Source organism: Streptomyces sp. NPDC051561 (genome assembly GCF_044454195.1).
Lineage (GTDB): Bacteria > Actinomycetota > Actinomycetes > Streptomycetales > Streptomycetaceae > Streptomyces.
This window is the reverse complement of sequence record NZ_JBITDM010000009.1, coordinates 251,687-274,599: the sequence shown is the minus strand read 5'-3', so window position 1 is coordinate 274,599 and position 22,913 is coordinate 251,687. Positions and strand designations below refer to the sequence as shown.

The 22,913-nt window shown below is 70.3% G+C and carries 19 protein-coding genes; 3 read left to right on the top strand and 16 right to left on the bottom strand.

Annotated elements, in window-relative coordinates; all coding sequences use genetic code 11:
- Positions 1-122: 122 nt before the first annotated feature.
- The 7 genes from truB to rimP form a co-directional block, all read right to left on the bottom strand.
- Positions 123-1,025, bottom strand: coding sequence for a tRNA pseudouridine(55) synthase TruB (gene truB / locus ACIA73_RS22115; RefSeq protein WP_399440334.1), 903 nt, complete (start codon positions 1,023-1,025; stop codon positions 123-125).
- Positions 1,022-1,471, bottom strand: coding sequence for a 30S ribosome-binding factor RbfA (gene rbfA, locus ACIA73_RS22110; protein WP_399440333.1), 450 nt, complete (start codon positions 1,469-1,471; stop codon positions 1,022-1,024). Before rbfA ends, truB begins: the two co-directional genes overlap by 4 nt.
- A gap of 26 nt (positions 1,472-1,497) precedes the next feature.
- On the bottom strand, positions 1,498-1,791 hold the full coding sequence (locus ACIA73_RS22105; protein WP_399440385.1) for a DUF503 domain-containing protein: 294 nt from the start codon (positions 1,789-1,791) through the stop codon (positions 1,498-1,500).
- 155 nt (positions 1,792-1,946) lie between these two features.
- Complete coding sequence (gene infB / locus ACIA73_RS22100; protein ID WP_399440332.1) at positions 1,947-5,078, bottom strand: translation initiation factor IF-2; 3,132 nt, start codon at positions 5,076-5,078, stop codon at positions 1,947-1,949.
- A gap of 155 nt (positions 5,079-5,233) precedes the next feature.
- Complete coding sequence (locus ACIA73_RS22095; protein WP_399440331.1) at positions 5,234-5,524, bottom strand: YlxR family protein; 291 nt, start codon at positions 5,522-5,524, stop codon at positions 5,234-5,236.
- 119 nt (positions 5,525-5,643) lie between these two features.
- Entirely contained in the window at positions 5,644-6,696 is a 1,053-nt protein-coding gene (nusA, locus tag ACIA73_RS22090; protein ID WP_399440330.1) for a transcription termination factor NusA, read from the bottom strand.
- A 2-nt stretch (positions 6,697-6,698) separates the two neighbouring features.
- Positions 6,699-7,241: a ribosome maturation factor RimP gene (gene rimP, locus ACIA73_RS22085; RefSeq protein WP_399440329.1), complete on the bottom strand. Its 543-nt coding sequence runs from the start codon at positions 7,239-7,241 to the stop codon at positions 6,699-6,701.
- 153 nt (positions 7,242-7,394) lie between these two features.
- Here rimP and ACIA73_RS22080 point away from each other — a divergent pair, with 153 nt between their 5' ends.
- The 3 genes from ACIA73_RS22080 to ACIA73_RS22070 are packed head-to-tail and all read left to right on the top strand — an operon-like array spanning position 7,395 to position 9,254.
- Positions 7,395-7,892, top strand: a complete 498-nt coding sequence (locus ACIA73_RS22080; RefSeq protein ID WP_399440328.1) for a hypothetical protein — start codon at positions 7,395-7,397, stop codon at positions 7,890-7,892.
- Between the two features lie 2 nt (positions 7,893-7,894).
- The gene (locus tag ACIA73_RS22075; RefSeq protein ID WP_399440327.1) at positions 7,895-8,323 is read left to right on the top strand and encodes a ferritin-like domain-containing protein; all 429 of its coding nucleotides are present in this window, start codon (positions 7,895-7,897) and stop codon (positions 8,321-8,323) included.
- A 31-nt stretch (positions 8,324-8,354) separates the two neighbouring features.
- A complete protein-coding gene (locus ACIA73_RS22070) occupies positions 8,355-9,254 on the top strand; it encodes an aminoglycoside phosphotransferase family protein (RefSeq protein WP_399440326.1) in 900 nt (299 codons plus the stop codon).
- Between the two features lie 283 nt (positions 9,255-9,537).
- Here the strand turns inward: ACIA73_RS22070 and ACIA73_RS22065 are convergent, their stop codons facing one another.
- From ACIA73_RS22065 to ACIA73_RS22025, 9 genes are all read right to left on the bottom strand, one after another.
- Positions 9,538-11,232, bottom strand: coding sequence for a proline--tRNA ligase (locus ACIA73_RS22065; protein WP_399440325.1), 1,695 nt, complete (start codon positions 11,230-11,232; stop codon positions 9,538-9,540).
- A gap of 67 nt (positions 11,233-11,299) precedes the next feature.
- Positions 11,300-11,860 (bottom strand): GNAT family N-acetyltransferase, encoded by a 561-nt coding sequence (locus ACIA73_RS22060; RefSeq protein WP_399440324.1) that lies wholly within the window; start codon positions 11,858-11,860, stop codon positions 11,300-11,302.
- Positions 11,861-12,014: 154 nt separating this feature from the next.
- Positions 12,015-12,860, bottom strand: a complete 846-nt coding sequence (locus ACIA73_RS22055) for a GNAT family N-acetyltransferase (protein WP_399440323.1) — start codon at positions 12,858-12,860, stop codon at positions 12,015-12,017.
- Between the two features lie 338 nt (positions 12,861-13,198).
- Entirely contained in the window at positions 13,199-14,356 is a 1,158-nt protein-coding gene (gene ispG, locus ACIA73_RS22050; RefSeq protein ID WP_399440322.1) for a flavodoxin-dependent (E)-4-hydroxy-3-methylbut-2-enyl-diphosphate synthase, read from the bottom strand.
- Between the two features lie 161 nt (positions 14,357-14,517).
- Positions 14,518-15,822, bottom strand: a complete 1,305-nt coding sequence (locus ACIA73_RS22045) for a M50 family metallopeptidase (RefSeq protein WP_399440321.1) — start codon at positions 15,820-15,822, stop codon at positions 14,518-14,520.
- Positions 15,819-17,096 (bottom strand): 1-deoxy-D-xylulose-5-phosphate reductoisomerase, encoded by a 1,278-nt coding sequence (dxr, locus tag ACIA73_RS22040; protein WP_399440320.1) that lies wholly within the window; start codon positions 17,094-17,096, stop codon positions 15,819-15,821. Before dxr ends, ACIA73_RS22045 begins: the two co-directional genes overlap by 4 nt.
- 98 nt (positions 17,097-17,194) lie before the next feature.
- Positions 17,195-19,987 carry a preprotein translocase subunit SecA gene (gene secA, locus ACIA73_RS22035; protein ID WP_399440318.1) on the bottom strand — a complete coding sequence of 931 codons (2,793 nt, stop codon included), beginning with the start codon at positions 19,985-19,987 and terminating at the stop codon, positions 17,195-17,197.
- Between the two features lie 134 nt (positions 19,988-20,121).
- Positions 20,122-20,880 (bottom strand): hypothetical protein, encoded by a 759-nt coding sequence (locus tag ACIA73_RS22030; protein WP_399440317.1) that lies wholly within the window; start codon positions 20,878-20,880, stop codon positions 20,122-20,124.
- A gap of 37 nt (positions 20,881-20,917) precedes the next feature.
- A complete protein-coding gene (locus tag ACIA73_RS22025; protein ID WP_399440316.1) occupies positions 20,918-22,909 on the bottom strand; it encodes an acyl-CoA dehydrogenase family protein in 1,992 nt (663 codons plus the stop codon).
- Positions 22,910-22,913 lie beyond the last annotated feature (4 nt).

The following is a 22,913-nucleotide window of genomic DNA, read 5'->3' as shown; positions in this document are numbered from 1 at the left end:
AGCACGGGGGGCGGGAGGGGATCGTGGAGCGGGCAGCGCGTCTGCTGCCCACTCCACGGTTTCGCCCGGTGCCGTACACCGGCGCGGCACGCGTCAGCGACGTACGCCCGGCACGGCACGCGTCAGCCGAAGACGGCCAGGCTCTTGGCCTTGCCCCGCTGGTCCTCGACGAGGGCGAGGAACTTCCCGTCGGGCCCGTAGACCGCGACCGGGCTGCGCTCGTACGCGGGCATGTCGATCCGCACGCCGTTCATGATCAGGGCGGCGCGCTTCTCGTCCACGTCCCAGCGCGGGAAGGCGGCGGCCGCCGCGTCCGCGATGGGCATGACGGTCAGCTCCTCCTGGTGCGCGTCCAGCGTCTTGGCCGCGTCCAGGCCGTAGGGACCGACCCGGGTGCGGCGCAGGGCGGTCAGATGGCCGCCGACGCCGAGCCCGGCGCCCAGGTCACGGGCGAGGGCGCGGATGTACGTACCGGACGAGCAGACCACCGAGACCACCAGGTCGACGACGGGCGTGCCGTTCTCCGCGACGGCGGGCCTGACGTCGTACACCTGGAAGCTGGAGACGGTCACCGGCCGGGCGGGGATCTCGAAGTCCTCGCCCTCGCGGGCCCGCTTGTACGAGCGCTTGCCGTCGATCTTGATGGCGCTGACCTTGGACGGCACCTGCATGATCGCGCCGGACAGTTCGGCGACACCCGCGTCGATGCCCTCGCGCGTGACCGCGGAGGCGTCGGTGGAGCTGATGATGTCGCCCTCGGCATCGTCCGTGAGGGTGTCCTGACCGAGCCGGATGGTGCCCAGGTACTCCTTCTCGGTGAGCGCGAGGTGGCCGAGCAGCTTGGTGGCCTTCTCCACGCCGAGGACGAGGACGCCCGTCGCCATCGGGTCGAGCGTGCCGGCGTGGCCGACGCGGCGGGTCCTGGCGATCCCGCGCATCTTGGCGACGACGTCGTGCGAAGTGAAGCCGGACGGCTTGTCGACAATGACAAGACCGTCCGGCGTCTTCGTTACTGCTGTGCTCATACGGCGGCGTCGTCCTCGTCGTCGTCACCGGGCTTCTTGTACGGGTCGGCGTCACCGGCGAACTTGGCGTCCGAGGACACCTCGCGCACCTTGGCGTCGGAGGCCCGCGCCTTGTCGAGCAGGCTCTCGATCGTCTTGGCGTTCTCCGGGAGGGCGTCCGCGACGAACGTCAGGGTCGGCGTGAACTTGGTGCCCGCCGCCTGCCCGACCGCCGAGCGCAGGACGCCCTTGGCGCTCTGCAGCCCCGCCGCCGCGCTGGCCCGGTCCTCGTCGTCGCCGTACACCGTGTAGAAGACCGTGGCCTCCCGCAGGTCACCGGTGACGCGGGTGTCCGTGATCGTCACGTGCGTCCCCAGACGCGGGTCCTTGACCCCGCGCAGGAGCTTCTCGGCGACGACCTGCTGAATGAGGTCCGCCAGCTTCTTCGCCCGAGCGTTGTCGGCCACTGGTCCTTCTCCTTGTGTGTTCTTGCTCAGTCTTCGTCACTGTGCAGCCGCCGCCGTACCGACAGCAACTCCACCTCGGGCCGGGCGGCCACCATGCGCTCGCACCGGTCCAGTACGTCTGTGAGGTGCCCCGTGTCACCCGCCACCACCGCGACGCCGATCTCGGCCCTGCGGTGGAGGTCCTGATCTCCCACCTCCGCCACGCTGACCGCGAACTTGCGGTGCAGTTCGGCGACGATCGGCCGGACGATGGAGCGTTTCTCCTTCAGCGACCGTACGTCGCCGAGCAGGAGGTCGAAGGACAGAGTCCCCACATACATGTGTGTCCGGATGTCCCGCCGGTTCGGGTTCATGTGCCGCTGCCACTGCTTGGCAGGGACACCAGAACCGTACACGCAACGGCCGGGGCCGCTCGACGGAAATAATCTCCGCCGAGCGGCCCCGACTGATGCCTACGGTGCCTGCTGCGTGGCTATCAGCCGCGCGGCTTCTCCCGCATCTCGTACGTCGCGATGACGTCGTCGATCTTGATGTCGTTGAAGTTGCCGAGGTTGATACCGCCCTCGAACCCTTCGCGGATCTCGGTGACGTCGTCCTTGAAGCGGCGCAGACCCTGGATGTTGAGGTCCTCGGCGATGACCTTGCCGTCGCGGACGAGGCGCGCCTTGGTGTTGCGCTTGACCTCGCCGGAGCGGATGAGAACACCCGCGATGTTGCCGAGCTTGGACGAGCGGAAGATCTCGCGGATCTCCGCGGTACCGAGCTCGACCTCCTCGTACTCCGGCTTGAGCATGCCCTTGAGCGCTGCTTCGATCTCCTCGATGGCCTGGTAGATCACCGAGTAGTAGCGGACGTCGACGCCCTCGCGCTCGGCCATCTGCTGTGCACGGCCGGCCGCACGGACGTTGAATCCGATGACGATGGCGTCGGAACCCGTCGCCAGGTCGATGTCGGACTCGGTGACCGCACCCACACCACGGTGCAGGACGCGGATGTCGACCTCGTCGGAGACGTCGAGCGCCAGCAGCGAGGCTTCGAGGGCCTCGACCGAACCGGACGCGTCACCCTTGATGATGATGTTGAGGTCCTGCACCAGACCGGCCTTGAGGGCCTCGTCCAGGTTCTCCAGGGAGAACCGGACGCCACGGCGGGCGAACGCCGCGTTCCGCTCACGAGCGGCACGCTTCTCGGCGATCTGACGAGCCGTGCGGTCCTCCTCGACGACGAGGAAGTTGTCGCCGGCGCCGGGGACGTTGGTGAGACCCAGCACCAGGACGGGGGTCGAGGGACCCGCTTCCTGCACGTTGTTGCCGTTGTCGTCGAGCATGGCGCGCACGCGGCCGTAGGCGTCGCCCGCGACCATCGTGTCGCCGACGCGGAGGGTACCGCGCTGGACGAGGACGGTGGCGACAGCACCACGGCCCTTGTCGAGGTGGGCCTCGATGGCAATACCCTGCGCGTCCATCTCGGCGTTCGCCCGGAGGTCGAGCGAAGCGTCGGCGGTCAGGATGACCGCTTCCAGCAGGGCCTCGATGTTGAGGCTCTGACGGGCCGAGATGTCGACGAACATGGTGTCGCCGCCGTACTCCTCCGCCACCAGACCGAACTCGGTGAGCTGACCGCGCACCTTGGTCGGGTCGGCACCCTCGACGTCGATCTTGTTGACCGCGACGACGATCGGGACACCGGCGGCCTTGGCGTGGTTGAGCGCCTCGATCGTCTGCGGCATCACACCGTCGTTGGCCGCGACCACGAGGATCGCGATGTCGGTGGACTTCGCACCACGGGCACGCATGGCGGTGAACGCCTCGTGACCGGGGGTGTCGATGAAGGTGATGGCGCGCTCTTCACCGTTGACCTCGGTGGCGACCTGGTACGCACCGATGTGCTGCGTGATGCCACCGGCCTCGCCCGCAACGACGTTCGTCTTGCGGATCGCGTCCAGAAGGCGGGTCTTACCGTGGTCGACGTGACCCATGACGGTCACGACCGGCGGACGGGACACGAGCATGTCCTCGCCGCCCTCGTCCTCGCCGAACTCGATGTCGAAGGACTCGAGAAGCTCGCGGTCCTCCTCCTCCGGGCTGACGATTTCGAGGATGAAGTTCATCTCGTCGGCGAGCAGCTTGAGCGTCTCGTCGGAGACGGACTGCGTGGCAGTGACCATCTCGCCGAGGTTCATCATCACGCCGACGAGCGACGCCGGGTTGGCGTTGATCTTCTCGGCGAAGTCGGTGAGCGAGGCACCGCGCGACAGGCGGACGGTCTGTCCGTTGCCGCGAGGCAGCATCACGCCGCCCACGGACGGGGCCTGCATGGCCTCGTACTCCTGGCGCCTCTGACGCTTCGACTTGCGACCACGACGCGCGGGACCGCCGGGACGGCCGAAGGCGCCCTGCGTGCCACCACGTGCGTTGGGGCCACCGGGACGGCCGGCGAAGCCGGGACGTCCACCGCCGCCGCCACCGGGACGACCGGCGAAGCCGCCGCCACCGCCACCGGGACCGGCCGGACGGCCAGCGAAGCCACCGCCGCCGCCACCCGGGCGACCGGCGAAGCCGCCGCCGCCACCGGGACGACCGCCGCCACCGCCACCGGGACGGCCTGCGCCGCCACCGGGACCACGGCCGCCGCCGCCGGGACCGCCACCAGGACGGGGACCGGCAGCCGGACGCTGCGGCATCATGCCCGGGTTCGGGCGGTTACCGGAAGGGGCACCACCCGGACGCGGAGCGCCGCCCTGCGGGCGGGGCATGCCACCGGGGCTCGGACGGCCTGCGCCGCCCTGGCCACCCTGCGGACGCGGAGCGCCGCCGGGGCCGCCCTGCGGACGCGGGGCGCCACCGGGGGCACCGGCGCCGCCGGGACGGGGAGCGCCACCCGGACGGGGCGTCTGCGGACGCGCCATGCCGGTGGAGCCGCCAGAGGTGAAGGGGTTGTTGCCGGGGCGGGGACCCGAGGGACGGGCACCGCCGGGACGCGGGGCGCCCTGGCCGGCGGGGCGTGCGGGGCGGTCGCCGCCACGCTCGCCGCGGTTGTCGCGCTGGCCGCCCTCGCGGGGGGCGCTGTCGCGCTGGGCCGGGGCCGGACGGGCCGGACGCGGACCGGGGGTGGCACCGGCGGGACGCGCGGCCTGCGGCGCTGCCGGGGCAGCGGGCTGGGCCGGCGCGGGCGCCGAGAACTCGGCCTGCGGCACCGGGGTGACCGGGGCAGGCTTGGTGACGGGCTTGGGACCCGGACGCGGGCCGGCGGCAGCCGGGGTCGCGGCGGGGGCCGTGGGCTCGCTCTTGGGGGCCTCGGCGGCGGCCGGCTTGGGGGCCGGTGCACCGGGCTTGGGGGCACCCGGGCGGGGGGCCGCCGGGGTTGCCGCGGACGGGGCCGCGGGCTTGGCAGGCGTCGCCTTGCGGGGCGCGCCGGGCTTTGCTGCGGACTTGCCGGCGTTGCCGCCGGGACCCTGCAGTGCGTCAGTCAACTTGCGTACAACCGGCGCCTCGATCGTCGAGGACGCCGAACGGACGAATTCACCAAGTTCTTGGAGCTTGGCCATGACGACCTTGCTCTCAACACCGAACTCCTTGGCGAGTTCGTATACCCGGACCTTAGCCACTTCGCTCCTTTTAGGTCCGGGTTGAACGCCGGACCGTCGCTACTTCATGGGCGTACTCATCGCGTACTCATCGAGTGCTCATCGCAATCTCGACCTACTTCCAACTCGCGAGGTACCTGACCGCACGGGGACCCGTGCCGTTCGTTTGGTGCGTCTTACGGTGTCGCCTGCTCGGCGCACCGCGCCACGTATTTCTCCAGTGGCGCGGTATCGAGCTGTCCCTGGCCCCGAAAGGCCCGGGGGAACGCCCGGCGGCGGACCGCCAGGTCGTAACAGGCAGAGGCGGGGTGAACGTAAGCACCCCGGCCGGGCAGCGTACCGCGAGGATCAGGGACACACTCACCCTCGATCATCACGATGCGCAGCAGATCGCTCTTGGCCGCTCGCTCCCGGCAACCCACACAGGTTCGCTCAGGGCATGCGCCGGTTTGCGTTTGGCCAGACACGACTAAGTCTACCTCCCCGCACCGACCTCACCCCTTTGGGGCAAGAATCGAAAACCTGTTGGTCCAAAAACCGATGTGGCCCGGGTCTCACCCGGGCCTCATCGTCGCTCGCGGCTCACTCAGCCGCGGTCGTCACGCTCATCCCGTACGTCACGGACGTCGCGCCGGTACTCGCCGACCTCTTCGCCCTCACCGAGCTCCTCGGTGTCCGGGCGGATGTCGATGCGCCAGCCCGTCAGACGGGCGGCCAGGCGGGCGTTCTGCCCCTCCTTGCCGATGGCGAGCGAGAGCTGGTAGTCCGGCACGGTCACCCGGGCGGAGCGGGTCGACATGTCGACCACCTCGACCTTGGAGACGCGGGCCGGGGAGAGCGCGTTGGCGACCATCTCGGCCGGGTCGTCGGACCAGTCGACGATGTCGATCTTCTCGCCGTGCAGTTCGGCCATGACATTGCGCACACGGCTGCCCATCGGGCCGATGCAGGCGCCCTTGGGGTTGATGCCAGAGCGGGTCGAGCGGACCGCGATCTTGGTGCGGTGACCGGCCTCGCGGGCGATGGCCTCGATGACCACCGAGCCGTCGGCGATCTCCGGGACCTCCAGCGCGAACAGCTTCTTGACCAGGTTGGGGTGCGTGCGCGACAGCGTCACGGACGGACCGCGGACGCCCTTGGCGACCCGTACGACGAAGCAGCGCAGGCGCAGGCCGTGCGTGTACTCCTCGCCGGGGACCTGCTCCTGCACCGGCAGGATGGCCTCCAGCTTGCCGATGTCGACCAGGACGTTCTTGGGGTCCTTGCCCTGCTGGACCAGGCCGACGACGACATCGCCCTCGATGCCGGCGTACTCGCCGAAGGTCTGGTCGTCCTCGGCGTCGCGCAGCCGCTGCAGGATGACCTGCTTGGCGGTGCTGGCGGCGATCCGGCCGAAGTCGTCCGGGGTGTCGTCGAACTCCTTGGGCTCCTGGCCCTCTTCGAGGTCCTTGGGGTCCTCCGTGGCCCACACCCGGATCTGGCCGCTCTCGCGGTCCAGCTTCACGCGGGCACGGCGGAAGCTGCCGTCGGTGCGGTGGTAGGCGATGAGGAGGGCCTGCTCGATCGCCTCGACCAGTACCTCGAAGGAGATCTCCTTCTCCCGTACCAGACCCCGCAGGGCGCTCATGTCGATGTCCACGGCTACGCCTCCTCTTCCTTCACGTCGTTGTCGTTCTCGTCGAGCTTGTCGCTCTGGTCGTTCTTGTCGTTCTTGCGGTTGAACTCGACCTCGACACGGGCCTTGGCGATGTCGGCGAACTCCACCCGGCGGGCGGTGGGCTTGCGCCCCTTCACGCCCGGCACTTCGAGGTCGAGACCGTCCTCGTCCACGACGAGGATGCGGGCGACGAGCTCGGCGCCGTCGTTCAGCTGGAGCTTGGCGAGGCGGCCGGTGGCCCGTACGTAGTGGCGGTGCTCGGTGAGCGGGCGGTCCGCGCCGGGGGAGCTGACCTCCAGGACGTACTCCTCGTCGCCCATCGCGTCGCTCTCGTCGAGCTTGTCGGAGACGATGCGGCTGATCTCGGCACACACGTCGAGCTCCACGCCGTCCTCGGAGTCCACGACGATCCTCAGCATCCGGCGCCTGCCTGCCTTGGAGATCTCGATTTCCTCAAGATCCAGGCCCTTGGCGGCGACCAGCGGTTCCAGCAGTTCGCGCAGCCTGTCGCTCTGGGTGGTGCTCATCCGGGTGACTCCTCGGCCGCGTGTGCTGTTGTCTGTTTCGTCGTGTGTCAGGTCAAAGGGTATCCGGTCCGGAGGGGTGTTGCCGTCCGTCGGGTGGACAGCGCAGGTACGCTCGCCTGCGGTGATCAACCGGGGACATAGGGAGACGGACAGTTGCGCACGCCCACCACTCGCAGACGTGCGCTGGCCTGGAGCGGGGCCGCTGCCGCGGGCCTGCTGGCCGGCTGCTCGGACGGTTCCGGTACGCCCGGTTCCGGCGGTACGCAGAGGGACTCGGCCGTACGGAAGGCAGCGGTCCGCCTCCGCGAGACCTCCACTCGTACGAGCCTGGACCTGCTCGCCCACTACGACGCCCTGCTGAAGCGGCACCCCGCCGAGGCGAAGCAGCTGAAGCCGCTGCGCGACGAGGTGGCCCAGCAGGCGAAGGCGCTGCGGGGGCAGGGCCGTGCGAGCGCCGGGACCGCGCCGGTGACGGTCGCCGCCGATGCGAGGACCGCGCTCAAGGACCTGGCCGCCGCCGAGCAGCGGACCTCCGACGCGCACCTGGCCGCGCTGACCGACGCCACCCCCGAGCTGGCCCGGCTGCTGGCTTCGGTGGCCGCCGCGGGCGCGGGGCACGTGCATCTGCTGATCGACGGGGCGAAGAAGTGAACGTGGAAACCGTGCAGGCCGCACTCGCCGCCGAACACGCTGCCGTCTACGGGTACGGAGTGGTGGGCGGCCGGGTCGCGGAGCCGCGCAGGACCGAGGCCAGGGAGGCGTACGCCGCCCACCGGGAACGCCGGGACACGCTGGCCAGGACGGTGCGCGAGCTGGGCGGGAAGCCGGTGGCGGCGGAGGCGGCGTACGCGCTGCCGTTCCCGGTGCCGGACGCCGCTGCCGCGGTGAGGCTGGCTGCCGTGCTGGAGGACCGGGTGGCCGGGGTGTACTCGGATCTGGTGCGGGCCGCCGATGGCCCGTTGCGGCGCCAGGCGGCCGTGGCGCTGCGCGAGGCGGCGGTGCGGGCGGTCCGCTGGCGGGGCAGCAGCGTAGCCTTTCCTGGGCTCGCCGAACTGACCACTTCGGTACGCGAAGGCGTGTGAGCCCTCCGAATCGAAGGAGAACACCCCACCCATGGCTTTCGAACCGCCACAGCGCCTCGTCAGGGCGCTGGGCGAGGCGTACGGGGAACAGTCCGCCGACGCCTGGCTCGGACGACTCCCGCAGCTCGCCCAGAAGGCCCTCGCCGAGCGGGAGTTGACCTGTGAGCGGGTGCAGGCGCCGGGCGGCCGGAGCTCGCTGGTGGCGCTGGTACGACGCCAGGACGGCAGCCAGGGGGCACTGAAGTTCGCCCCCGAGGCCGCGTCCCCGGAACGGGAGCGGGCGGCGCTCGCGCACTGGAACGGGTGGGGTGCGGTGCTGCTCGCGGACGATCCCGCCGCCGATGCCGGGGTGCTGTTCCTGGAGCGGCTGCACTGCGAGGTGTCGCTGCGCTCCTTGCCGGAGGCGAAGGCGCTGCTTGAGGCGGCCGGTGTCGTACGGAAGCTGTGGGTGGAGCCCGCCGACGACCACCCGTTCGAGTCGGTCGAGGAGCGTACGGAGCGGCAGACCGTACCCCTGCGGAAGGCACCGGAGGAGTACTCCGCGCTGGTCGGGGCGGCCCTGGCCGCGCGTGAGCGGCTGATCGCCGACTCCCCCGAACTCCTGTTGCTGCACGGCAACTTCCGGCAGGGCAAGGTACTCGCCGGCGACCGGACGCCGTGGCTGGCGGTCGGCCCGGACCCGCTCGTCGGCGAGCGGGCGTACGACCTGGCCCGGCTGGTCCGGGACCGGATCGACGACCAGATCGCCACCGCCGCCGGCTCCCCCGCGACCCGTCGCCGGATCAACCGGCTGGCCGACTCCCTGGATGTGGACCGGGAGCGGCTGCACGGCTGGACGCTGTTCCGGGCGGTCGAGTCGGGGGTGCGGGCGATGGCGGCGGGACGCCGGCAGGACGGCGAGATGCTGCTGGAGTTCGCGAGCTGGCTGTAGCGCCCGCGGGCCGGGCACAGTGGCCCGCCACCGCACTACCAGGGCCTATCAGGTTTCCGAAGCCACGCGGCGGGGGGGGGGGGGGGGGGGGGGGCGGGGGGGGGGGGGGGGGGGGGGGGGGGCGGGGGGGGGGGGGGGGGGGGGGGGGGGGGGGGGCGGGCGCGCGTCCCCCCCCCCCCCCCCCCCCCCCCCCCCCCCGCCCCCCCCCCCCCCCCCCCCCCCCCCCCCCCCCCCCCCCCCCCCCCCCCCCCCCCCCCCCCCCGCTGCGTGCGAAAAGGGCGGATCAGGCGGTCAGGCGGGCGATCGCCTCGTCGACCGTCAGCTCCTCGCGCTCGCCGGTGCGGCGGTCCTTGAGCTCCAGGACGCCGTCGGCGGCGCGGCGGCCGGCGACCAGGATCTTCGGGCAGCCGATGAGCTCGGAGTCGGTGAACTTCACGCCGGGCGAGACGCCGGGACGCTCGTCCACCAGCACGCGCAGGCCGGCCTGGCCCAGCTTCTCGGCGACGTCGACGGCCAGTTCGGTCTGGAGCGCCTTGCCCGCCGCGACGACGTGGACGTCGGCCGGGGCGATCTCGGGCGTCCAGCACAGGCCCTTGTCGTCGGCGGACTGCTCGGCGAGGGCGGCGACCGCGCGGGAGACGCCGATGCCGTAGGAGCCCATGGTCACGCGGACCGGCTTGCCCTGCTGGCCGAGCACGTCCAGCGAGAAGGTGTCGGCGTACTTGCGGCCGAGCTGGAAGATGTGGCCGATCTCGATGGCGCGGTCCAGCTTGAGGCCGGTGCCGCACTTGGGGCACGGGTCGCCCTCGTTGACCACGACGACGTCGAGGTAGTCGTCGACCTCGAAGTCGCGGCCCGCGACGACGTTCTTGGCGTGGGTGTCGGGCTTGTTGGCGCCGGTGATCCAGGAGGTGCCGGGGGCGACGCGGGGGTCGGCGATGTAGCGGACCTTGGCGAGGCCCTGCGGGCCGACGTAGCCGCGTACGAGATCGTCGCGGCCCTCGAAGTCCTCGGCGGTGACCAGCTCGACGACGGCGGGGGCGAGGTGCTCGCCCAGCTTGCCGAGGTCGACCTCACGGTCGCCGGGGACGCCGACGGCGACGATCTCGCCGTCGACCTTGACCAGGAGGTTCTTGAGGGTGGCGGAGGCCGCGACGCCGAGCTGGGCGGCGAGGGTCTCGATGGTGGGGGTGTCGGGGGTGGCGATGTCCTCGGCGGCCGGGTGCGCGGAGCCGTCGACGGTCTTCAGTTCGAAGGTGACGGCCTCGGTGTTCGCGGCGTAGTCGCAGTTCGGGCAGTCGGCGAAGGTGTCCTCACCGGCGGCGGCCGGGGCCAGGAACTCCTCGGAGGCGGAGCCGCCCATGGCGCCGGAGACGGCGGAGACGATGCGGTGGTCCAGGCCGAGACGGTTGAAGATCTTGATGTACGCCTCGCGGTGCAGGCGGTACGACTCGGCGAGGCCCTCGTCCGTGGTGTCGAAGGAGTACGAGTCCTTCATCTGGAACTCGCGGCCGCGCAGCACGCCGGAGCGGGGGCGGGCCTCGTCGCGGTACTTGGTCTGGATCTGGTAGAGCATCACCGGCAGGTCCTTGTAGGACGTGCACTGGTCCTTGACCGTCTGGGTGAAGATCTCCTCGTGGGTGGGGCCCAGGAGGTAGTCGGCACCCTTGCGGTCCTTGAGGCGGAAGAGCAGGTCGCCGTACTCCTCCCAGCGCCCGGACGCCTCGTACGCCTCCTTGGGCAGGAGGGCGGGGAGGAGGACCTCCTGGGCGCCGATGGCGTCCATTTCCTCGCGTACGACACGGGAGATGTTGTCCAGGACCTTCTTGCCCAGCGGCAGCCAGGTCCAGATCCCGGCGGCGTTGCGACGGACGTAGCCGGCGCGGACCAGCAGCTTGTGGCTGAGGGTCTCGGCGTCCGCCGGGTCGTCACGCAATGTCTTGACCATCAAACGGGACATGCGTTGGACCTGGGCCATGGTGAACTCCTGCTCGGAAGGGTGATGTCAGGAGGTTAGCCGGGGGGTGGGGGCGGGTGGAAATCGGTTAGGGCGCGGGTGGACGCAGGAGTGGGAGAGGTGCGCCCATGACGGCGTACGGGCGCGGGGCGCTCGGGAAGAGGACCTGACGGGCGAGGTCGGTGTAGCCGAGCGAGCGGTAGAGGGCGCGGGCCGGGCTCTCGATGTCGATGGCGGAGAGGATCGAGCGGGGCTGGCTCGCGCTGTCCGTGAGGGTGGTGATCAGGGTGCGGCCGATGCCGCGGGCCTGGAAGTCCGGGTGGACGTGGAGTTCGGTGATCACGAAGGAGTGGTCGAGCCAGGGGTCCAGGCCGGTGGGGCGGAGGTACGGCTCGACGACGGTGGACCACCAGTGGGCGCGGTCGTTGGGCTGGCCGTAGACGAAGCCGACGAGGCGCCCTTCGGGGGTGGTGGCCCCCAGCGCGCGGGCGCCCGGGTTGGTCATGTGCCGGAGCACGATGTGACGGCGTACCCCCACCTCGTCCGCACCGAGGCCGAAGGCGAGGGCCTGTACGGCGAGTGCCTCGTCCACGCGCGCGGCGAGGTCGAGGGGGCCGATGGTCACGGCGTCGTCCGTCAGGGGCGTCATGGGCGAACCCTAGCCGTCTCCCGCGCACCGCGGCAGGCGGGAAGGATCTAGAACCGGACGCTCCGGAAACGGCGGTCGGCACTCGGGAACCGGACGCTCCGGAATCCGCGGTCGGCACTCGGGAACCGGACGCTCCGGAAACGGCCGCAGCGCTTCAGAAGAGGACGCTCGTGAAGGCCCCCACCTCGCGGAAGCCGACCCGCCGGTAGGACGCCCTGGCAGGGGCGTTGAAGTCGTTCACGTACAGGCTGACGACCGGAGCGACGTCGGCGAGGGCGTACCGCAGGACGGCGGCCATGCCGGTGACGGAGAGTCCGCGGCCGCGGTGTTCCGGGGCGACCCAGACGCCCTGGATCTGGCAGGCGGCGGGGGTGGCGGCGCCGATCTCCGCCTTGAAGACGACCTTGCCGTCCTCGATACGGGCGAACGAGCGTCCCGCGCCGACGAGTTCGGCCACCCTCGCCTGGTAGAGCAGCCCGCCGTCGCCCGCCGTCGGGGAGACCCCGACCTCCTCGGTGAACATGGCCACGCAGGCGGGCATGATCGTTTCCATTTCGTCCTTGCGGATACGCCGGACGAGCGGGTCGGGGGTGATGTCGTCCGGCATCTGCTCGGTGACCATCAGGGGCTGTTGGGAGCGGACCTCGCGGGCGGGGCCCCAGCTGGGTTCGAGGAGGCTCCACAGCTGGGAGGTGGGTTCCAGGGGCCCGACGATGGAGGAGCAGCGGCGGCCGGTGCGGCGGGCCCGTTCGGCGAAGGCGCGGACGGCTTCGGGGGTGGCGCAGATGGGGACCAGGTTGGCGCCTGAATAGCAGAGGCTGCGGAGCTTTCCACCCTCGTACCAGCCCCACATCTCGCCGCCGAGACGCCAGGGGTCGAGGCCGGCGACCTGGACGCGGGAGGTCACGAAGGCGTTGTTGACGGGCTCGCTCTCCAGCAGGGCGAGAGCCTCGCCGAGTTCGCCGGGTGCGAGGACGCGGGTGGTGGTCGTCGTCAACACGTGGAGGCCTCACCGGGACGGTTCGCTGATCTCCGCACTCTACCCGGCGGGTTCGAAAGCACCCACCCGGACCGAAAAGGCGTGGTGGGGGGTGGGTTCATGGAGGCGTGGGGAGGGGCGTCCGGCGCGGTGGGGTGGGCGCCCGGGGCGGGCCCGGGGGCCGTCCGCCCCGCTGCGGGGGCCCCTCCCCGCCCCTTCCCTGGACCACTGGCCGCAGGGCTGGGGGGCGTGCGGGAGTGTTGTGGTGCTCGCGCAATTCCTCGCGCCCCTGGAGGGGGAGGGAGCAGCCGAGGGCCGACCCTCCCCTTCCAGGGGGGAGATGGAGTGGGGCGTTCGGGCTACTTTCCGATGGCTACCGTCGGTTCGCCGGAGGCGACGCCGTCCTTCTCCATTTGTTCGGCGATCTTCATGGCCTCTTCGATCAGGGTCTCGACGATCTTCGACTCGGGGACGGTCTTGATGACCTCGCCCTTGACGAAGATCTGGCCCTTGCCGTTGCCGGAGGCGACGCCGAGGTCGGCCTCGCGGGCCTCGCCGGGGCCGTTGACGACGCAGCCCATGACGGCGACGCGGAGCGGGACCTCCATGCCTTCGAGGCCGGCGGTGACTTCTTCCGCGAGCTTGTAGACGTCGACCTGGGCGCGGCCGCAGGACGGGCAGGAGACGATCTCCAGGCGGCGCGGCTTGAGGTTGAGGGACTCCAGGATCTGGATGCCGACCTTGATCTCCTCCACCGGCGGGGCCGACAGAGAGACGCGGATGGTGTCGCCGATGCCCTCGGAGAGCAGTGCGCCGAAGGCGACGGCGGACTTGATGGTGCCCTGGAAGGCGGGGCCGGCCTCGGTGACACCGAGGTGCAGCGGGTAGTCGCACTGGGCGGCGAGCTGGCGGTAGGCGTTGACCATCACGACCGGGTCGTTGTGCTTGACCGAGATCTTGATGTCGCCGAAGCCGTGCTCCTCGAAGAGGGAGGCTTCCCAGAGGGCGGACTCGACGAGTGCCTCGGGGGTGGCCTTGCCGTACTTCTTGAGCAGGCGGGCGTCCAGCGAGCCCGCGTTGACGCCGATGCGGATCGGGGTGCCGGAGTCGCGCGCCGCGTGCGCGATCTCCTTCACCTTGTCGTCGAACTGCTTGATGTTGCCCGGGTTGACGCGGACCGCCGCGCAGCCCGCGTCGATCGCGGCGAAGACGTACTTCGGCTGGAAGTGGATATCGGCGATCACCGGGATCTGCGACTTCTTCGCGATGGTCGCGAGCGCGTCGGCGTCGTCCTGGGTGGGGCAGGCGACGCGGACGATCTGACAGCCGGACGCGGTGAGTTCCGCGATCTGCTGGAGCGTGGCGCCGATGTCGGACGTACGGGTGGTCGTCATCGACTGCACCGATACGGGTGCGTCCCCGCCGACGGCTACGGTGCCGACCTGGATCTTGCGGCTGATCCTCCGGTCGGCGAGCTTCGTCGGAACAGCGGGCATTCCGAGAGAAATTGCAGTCATCTGCTGTGCAACCCCAAGTGTGGATCTAGGTCCCGGTGACCGATCGGCGGGCTCCGGTCTTCAGGTATTCGAGCGTACGTCACCTGGAATGACCGGAGTACACCACGTCGACAAATCCACTCAATGGAGCGTTACGGGGGTGCCGGGAGACCCCGTCGGGGTCAGGAGATACGGACGGGGTTGACCACGTCCGCGATCAGCACCAGCACCGTGAAGCAGATGAAGAGACCTGCCACCACGTAGGCGACCGGCATCAGCTTGGCCACGTCGAAGGGGCCGGGGTCGGGCTTCCTGAAGAGCTTGGCGAGACCCCGCCGCAGCGACTCCCAGAGCGCTCCCGCGATGTGCCCGCCGTCGAGCGGGAGCAGCGGCAGCATGTTGAACAGGAACAGCGAGAGGTTGAAGCCGGCGATCAGGAAGAGCACCATCGCCACGGTGTTCTCCAGCGGCAGCCCCAGGCCGAGGATCTCGCCGCTGACCCTGGCCGCGCCGACGACGCCCATCGGGGAGTCCGCCTTGCGCTCCTCGCCGTTGAACGCGGCGTTCCACAGGTCGGGGACCTTGGAGGGCAGTGCGATCAGCGAGTCCACACCCGACTGGATCATGGTGCCCATCTGGTCGACGGACTCCGAGAGGGTGAGCGGTGTGGTGGCGGACGCGGGCCCGAAGCCGAGGTAGCCGGCCTGGACGTACTCGTCCTTGACCGGGTTCCCGTCGGCGTCCCGCTTGGCGACCAGGTTGGTCCGCACCGTGGTGGTGAGGACCTGCTGCTCGCCGCCGCGGTCGACGGTGATCTTCACTTCGCCGCGGGCCGCGCGGATCCGGTCGGAGAGTTCGGCCCAGGTGGCAACCGGCTGCCCCTGGAAGGCGACCACCTTGTCGCCCTTCTGGAGGCCGGCGGCCTTGGCGGGCGAGGCGGGGTCGGTCGGCTTGCAGGCCTCGCGGTTCTCGCTCTGCGAGATCACACAGGGGACCACCGATTCGACGGTGGTGGTGGCCTTGTTGAGACCGATGAAGGTGAAGACGCCGAGGAACATCACCACCGCGATGATCAGGTTCATGAACGGTCCGGCGAACATCACCACGACGCGCTTCCACGGCTTGCGGGTGTAGAACATCCGCTTCTCGTCGCCGGGCTGCAGTTCCTCGTACGCCGCCGAGCGGGCGTCCTCGATCATGCCGCGCCAGGGCGAGGTGGAGCGGGCCTCGACGCGGCCGTCGGCGCCGGGCGGGAACATGCCGATCATGCGGATGTAGCCGCCGAGCGGGATGCCCTTGATGCCGTACTCGGTGTCACCCTTGCGCTTGGACCAGATGGTGGGGCCGAAGCCGACCATGTACTGGGGCACCCGGATGCCGAAGAGCTTGGCGAAGGACAGGTGACCGAGTTCGTGAAGGGCGATCGAGACGAGCAGCCCGACTGCGAAGATCACTATCCCGAGGACCATCAAGAGGATGTCGCTCATGCGCGGGCCTCCGCTGTTGCCGTCACGTTCGCCGCCGATACGTTCTTCGTCGCCAGTTCGCGGGCGCGGGTGCGCGCCCACTTCTCTGCTTCCAGGACGTCCGTGACCGTGAGGGAAGTTCCCCGGCTGGGGGTTCCGTGTTCGGCCACGACCTCGGCGACCGTATCCACGATTCCTGTGAAGGGCAGCCGTCCCGCGAGGAACGCGTCGACGCATTCCTCGTTCGCGGCATTGAACACCGCCGGGGCCGTGCCCGCGAGCTCCCCGACCTGACGGGCGAGTCCCACGGCCGGGAACGCCTCGGTGTCCAGCGGGAAGAACTCCCAGGTGGACGCCTTGGTCCAGTCGAATGCCGGGGCCGCGTCCGGGACCCGCTCCGGCCAGCCGATGCCGATGGCGATCGGGCCGCCCATGTCGGGCGGGGTGGCCTGGGCGAGGGTGGAGCCGTCGGTGAACTCCACCATCGAGTGGACGTAGGACTGAGGGTGGACGACGACCTCGATGCGGTCGAAGGGGATGTCGTAGAGGAGGTGCGCCTCGATCACCTCCAGGCCCTTGTTGACCAGGGTGGCCGAGTTGACGGTGATGACCGGGCCCATCGCCCAGGTGGGGTGGGCGAGCGCGTCCTCGCGGGTGACCCCGGCCAGCTCCGCCTTGGTGCGTCCGCGGAAGGGCCCGCCGGAGGCGGTGACGACCAGCTTGCGTACGTCGCTGCGCTTGCCGCTCGCCAGGGCCTGGAAGAGCGCCGCGTGCTCGGAGTCGACCGGGATGATCTGGCCGGGCTTCGCGAGGGCCTTCACCAGGGGGCCGCCGACGATCAGCGACTCCTTGTTGGCGAGGGCCAGGGTGCGGCCCGCTTCGAGGGCGGCGAGGGTGGGGGCGAGACCGATGGAGCCCGTGATGCCGTTGAGGACCGTGTGGCAGTCGGAGGCGGCGAGGTGGGTGGCGGCCTCGGGGCCTGCCAGGATCTCGGGGAGCGGCTCGCTGCCGTACCGCGTCCTCAGTGCCTCGCGCAGTGCGCCGGCCGCCTCCTCGCGGGCCACCGCCACCTGACGTACCCGAAGCTGGTGCGCCTGGTCGGCGAGCAGCTCGACCTGGGAGCCGGCGGCGGAGAGCGCGGTGATCCGGAAGCGGTCGGGGTTGCGCAGGACCAGGTCGATGGCCTGGGTGCCGATGGATCCGGTGGAGCCGAGGACGACGAGGTCGCGCGGCCCCTCGGTGGCGGCTCCGTAGCGGAGGTGCGGATCGGCGAGCGGGGCGGGGCTGTCGGTCATCCCCCCATTGTGTCCCGGGCGGGAGGCACTGTGGACAGCGCGCCCCCGCATCGGGCCCCGGGATCGGCTCTCTTGGGTCTTTCCTTACGGTGCCTTGGTCATTTCTTACGGCGCCCGGGCGGGCGGTCCGGCTTGCGGCCCGGGCTCTTCGGGGTGTGGTCGGGGTCCTTCGGGGTGTGGTCGGGGCCGTCGTGGGTCACCACGCCGTCCTCGGTGTCCATGCTGGGGGCGGTGAAGAGGAGCCCGTCGTCCTGGCGGGGGGCCAGGTCGGCGGCGCCCTGTTCGGTTTCGACCTTGAGGTTGAAGAGATAGCCGACGGTCTCCTCCTTGATGGCTTCCATCATGGCGGTGAACAGTTCGAAGCCCTCGCGCTGGTACTCGAAGACGGGCTCCCGGCCGAGCATGTAGCGCAGGCCGATGCCGTCCCTCAGGTAGTCCATTTCGTAGAGGTGTTCGCGCCACTTGCGGTCGAGCACGGCGAGCAGGACCCGCCGTTCCAGCTCGCGCGTCACCTCGGCTCCCAGCCCGGCCTCGCGCTCCTCGTACCGCGCGTGCATGTCCGCGCGTACGGCTTCGTGGAGGACGTCCGGGGTGAGGTCGGGGTGCTCGCGCATCTCCTCGACGGTGAGGGTGAGGGGGTAGAGGTCGCGCAGTGCCCGCCAGAGCCGGTCGAGGTTCCACTCCTCGGCGAAACCCTCGGCGGTCTCGGCGCGGACGTAGGCGTCGACGGTGTCGTCCATGAAGTGGCCGATCTGGCCGGTGAGGTCCTCGCCGTCCAGGACCCGGCGGCGCTCTCCGTAGACGAGCTTGCGCTGGCGGTCCATGACCTCGTCGTACTTCAGGAGGTCCTTGCGGGCCTCGAAGTTCTGCCGCTCGATCTGCGACTGGGCGGACGCGACGGCGCGGGTGACCAGCTTGTTCTCGATGGGTACGGCGTCGGGGAGGTTGGCCATGGTCATCACCCGGTCGACGGCCTGGGCGCGGAAGAGGCGCATCAGGCTGTCTTCGAGGGAGAGGTAGAAGCGGGAGAGGCCGGGGTCGCCCTGGCGGCCCGAGCGGCCGCGGAGCTGGTTGTCGATGCGGCGGGACTCGTGGCGTTCGGTGCCCAGGACGTAGAGGCCGCCGAGAGCCTTGACCTCGTCGTGGGCGGCGGTGCGGTCGGGCTCTGGCTCGGGCTCTGGCTCTGGCTCTGGCTCTGGCTCTTTGCGCAGGCTCGGGCGGCTTCCTTCCGGTCCGGCGCCGACGACCGGTTCCGGGGCAACGGCCGGTTCCGGGGCGTCGGCGGGTTCCGGGGCGTCGGCGGGTTCCGGGCTGCCGCCCAGCATGATGTCGGTGCCCCGGCCCGCCATGTTGGTGGCGACGGTGACCGCTCCGGGGCGGCCGGCCCGGGCAACGATCTCGGCCTCGCGCTGGTGGTTGCGGGCGTTGAGGACCTCGTGCGGGATCCCCCGGTGGCGCAGCAGGGCGGAGAGGTACTCGGACTTCTCGACGGAGACGGTGCCGACCAGGACGGGCTGGCCGGTGTCGTGCCGTTCGGCGATGTCGTCGACGACGGCGGCGTACTTGGCGTCCTCGGTGCGGTAGATGAGGTCCGCCTCGTCGCGGCGGATCATCGGCCGGTTGGTGGGGATGGGCACGACCTGGAGCTTGTAGATCTGGTGGAACTCGGCGGCCTCGGTCATGGCGGTGCCGGTCATTCCGGACAGGCCCTTGCCGTAGAGGCGGAAGAAGTTCTGCAGGGTGACGGTGGCGAGGGTCTGGTTCTCGTCCTTGATCTCGACGTGTTCCCTGGCCTCGATGGCCTGGTGGAGTCCTTCGTTGTAGCGGCGTCCCGGGAGCAGCCGGCCGGTGTGTTCGTCGACGATGAGGACTTCGCCGTCCAGGACGACATAGTCCTTGTCCTTGCGGAAGAGTTCCTTCGCTTTTATCGCGTTGTTGAGGTGGCCTATGAGGGGGGTGTGTACGGAGTCGTAGAAATTGTCGATACCCAGCTGGTCCTCCAGGAGTTCGATTCCTCGGTCGAGAATGGCGACGGTGCGTTTCTTGGGGTCGTACTCGTAGTGGTAGGCGGTCCGGATTCCGGCGAGTTCGTCCTTTTCCGCCTGGGTGACGTAACGCTCCTCCTGGATCAGCACGCCCTCCATCTTCTCGACGAACCGCACGAAGGCGCCGTACCAGTGGGTGGGCTGGTCGGCGGGGCCGGAAATGATGAGCGGGGTGCGGGCCTCGTCGATGAGGATGGAGTCCGCTTCGTCGACGACGGCGAAATGGTGGCCGCGCTGGACGAGTTCACCGTGCGACCAGGCCATGTTGTCGCGGAGGTAGTCGAAGCCGAATTCGGTGTTGGTGCCGTAGGTGATGTCGCAGGCGTAGGCGGCGCGGCGGTCGGCGGGAGTCATCTCGGACTTGATCACGCCGACGGTGAGTCCCAGGAAGCGGTACGCCCTGCCCATCCAGGCGGCGTCGCGCTCGGCGAGGTAGTCGTTGACGGTGACCAGGTGGGCGCCCTCGCCGGAAAGGGCGTTGAGGTAGAGCGGGAGGGTGGCGACCAGGGTCTTTCCCTCGCCGGTCCGCATTTCGGCGATGCACTGGAGGTGAAGTGCCGCCCCTCCCATGATCTGTACGTCGAAGTGGCGCATTCCCAGGACGCGCCGGGCGGCTTCCCGCATGGTGGCGAAGGCTTCGGGGAGGAGATCGTCCAGGGATTCACCGTTCGCGTGGCGTTCCTTGAACTCTGCCGTCAGCTCCTGGAGTTCCGTGTCCGACAGCTCGGCGTAGTCCTCCTCGATCATCGCGACCTGGCGGGAAATTCCCTCCAGTTTGCGCAGCATCCGGCCCTCACCGGCGCGCATTATCCTGTTGGTGACTTTCCCCAGACCGAGCTTTGGCATCACGTGTCCCCCACCTGCCGCACACCGGATTGCTCATTGTCGGCGCGAAGTTTCGCCGCCGCAAGGAGCGTCAGGGCGGGTGGGGTCATTTACAGCCGGAGATACTTATTGATGTCGGTGGGGCTCTTGGGGTGTCATTTCTTTCCCCACTTCTCCCACTGCGCGTCAACGATTTCCTTCGGTACGCCGCCGAGGTCCGCCGCGTCCAGCGCCTCGGCCCGGAAGGAGAGCGTGGTCGCCCCGGCCCGCACCACGGTCAGGTACTCGACCTCCTTCGCCCCGCCCTTCACCTCCCGCACCACCAGCCGGAACGCCTGCGCCTCGTCCCCGACGCCGGCCGGGGCGGGGACCTTCTCCACGCCCAGGTACGTGGCCCGAACAGTGCCCCGCTTCTCGGTGAAGCCCCCCTTGCACTTCTCCCCCGCCACCCGCAGCGCCCGCATCACCCCGGCCGCACGCCCCTCTCCGTACGAACGGAGCTGGACGGCGACATCGGCGCCCTTCGGCCTGGCAGGGTCGCCCAGTCTCCGGTGCACCTGGGCGAGCGGGCCGCCCTCGGCGGATCTGAGGCCGACGAGCGGCTGGCAGAGGGCGGGCTCGGCGGTGTAGTCGTCGCTCATCGGGCCGCCGGAGACGGTGAATTCGGCCGTACGGTACGGGCCGACCCGCTCCCCGACGGCGAAGGCACGGGCGTTGAGGGCGGTCTGGGCCAAGGGCTTGGGCGGGGCGGCGGCGGGCCGGGCGCGGGCCGGGGTGTCGGGTCCGGCGCAGCCCGCCAGTGCCGCCGCGCAGCTGACCGCCCCCGCCGCTGCTCCCAGTGCGGCTCGTATGCGCCTCGTCCGTACCGCCGCGTTCTTCCCGTAACCCTGGTTCATCTGCACATCGTCGGGCACGGGAAGAGGCGGTGTCATCCATTCCGGTTGGTTGGATTCAGCGGATGGGGCGGTGCACGTTGTCGTTCTTCGCAGGTCCCGGGGTCGCGTCGGCGATCCAGGGGCCGTCGCCGCTGGGGTCGACGATTCCTTCCTCCAGCCAGGTGTAGGTGCCGCTCAGGACTCCCTGGACCACGGTGCGGTCGAGGTCGTCGGTGTTGGTCCAGAGCCGGTCGAGGAGTTCTTCGGTGCGGATGCGGGACTGGCGGCAGAAGATGTCGGCGAGCTGGTAGGCCTCGCGGCCGTACTCCTCGGTGGTGCGCAGGAGTTCCGCCCGTACACAGGCGGCACTCATCGCGAAGAGCTCCGCGCCGATGTCGACGATCCGCCCGAGGAAGCCCTGTTTGGTCTCCATGCGGCCCTGCCAGCGGGACATCGCGTAGAAGGTGGAGCGCGCCAGTTTGCGGGAGGTGCGCTCGACGTAGCGGAGGTGGCCGGACAGGTCGGGGTGGCCGTCCGGGTGGAAATCGCCGAAGGTGCGCGGGAGTTGACCGGAACCGGTGACCAGCTTGGGCAGCCAGCGGGCGTAGAAGCCGGCGGCCTGCGCGCCCGCCTTCGCCTTGTCGGAGAGGGTCTTGTCGGGGTCGATGAGGTCCCCCGCCACCTTCAGATGCGCGTCGACCGCCTCGCGTGCGATCAGCAGATGCATGATCTCCGTCGAGCCCTCGAAGATCCGGTTGATGCGCAGATCTCGCAGGACCTGCTCGGCGGGAACGGCCCGTTCGCCGCGCGCGGCGAGCGACGCGGCGGTCTCGAAGCCCCGTCCGCCCCGGATCTGGACCAGTTCGTCGGCCATCAGCCAGGCCATCTCCGAGCCGTACAGCTTGGCGAGGGCCGCCTCGATGCGGATGTCGTTGCGGTCCTCGTCGGCCATCTGCGAGGACAGGTCGAGGACCGCCTCCAGGGCGAAGGTGGTGGCGGCGATGAAGGAGATCTTGGCGCCGACGGCCTCGTGGTTCGCGACCGGCTTGCCCCACTGCTCGCGGACCGAGGACCACTCGCGGGCGATCTTCAGACACCACTTGCCCGCCCCGACGCAGTTGGCGGGCAGTGAGAGACGGCCGGTATTGAGGGTGGTGAGCGCGATCTTGAGACCCGCGCCCTCGGGGCCGATGCGGTTCGCGACCGGGACCCTGACCTGGTGGAAGCGGGTGACGCCGTTCTCCAGGCCGCGCAGCCCCATGAAGACGTTGCGGTTCTCGACGGTGACGCCCGGGGAGTCGGCCTCGACGACGAAGGCGGTGATGCCGCCCTTGCTGCTGTCGGTCCTGGGGACGCGGGCCATCACCACCAGCAGATCGGCGACGACGCCGTTGGTCGTCCAGAGCTTCACCCCGTCCAGCAGGTACGAGCCCTCGCCGTCCGCAATGGCGGTGGTGGCCAGCCGCGCCGGGTCGGAGCCGACGTCCGGTTCGGTGAGCAGGAAGGCGGAGATGTCGGTGCGGGCGAGGCGCGGCAGGAAGGCGTCCCGCTGCTCCTGGGTGCCGAAGAGCTTCAGCGGCTGGGGTACGCCGATGGACTGGTGGGCGGAGAGCAGTGCGCCGATGGCGGGGCTGGCGGAACCGACCAGCGCGAGCGCTTTGTTGTAGTAGACCTGGGTGAGACCCAGGCCGCCGTACTTCCGGTCGATCTTCATCCCGAGCGCGCCGAGTTGCTTGAGCCCGTTGATCGTCTCGTCCGGGATGCGGGCCTCCCGTTCGATCCGCGCGCTGTCGATCTCGCTCTCGCAGAAGGCGCGCAGCTTGGCGAGGAACGCCTCGCCGCGTTCGGCGTCCTCGGCCGGGGGCATCGGGTGCGGGTGGATGAGGTCCAGGCGGAAGCGGCCGAGGAAGAGTTCCTTGGCGAAGCTGGGCTTGCGCCAGTCCTGCTCGCGCGCGTCCTCGGCGACCCGGCGGGCCTCGCGCTCGGTGACCTTGGGCCGGCCGGCCCCGGGCTGCTGCGGGCCGGAATGCTGCGGGCCGGGCTGATTGTGGGCGTGTGGTGCGGACATGAGG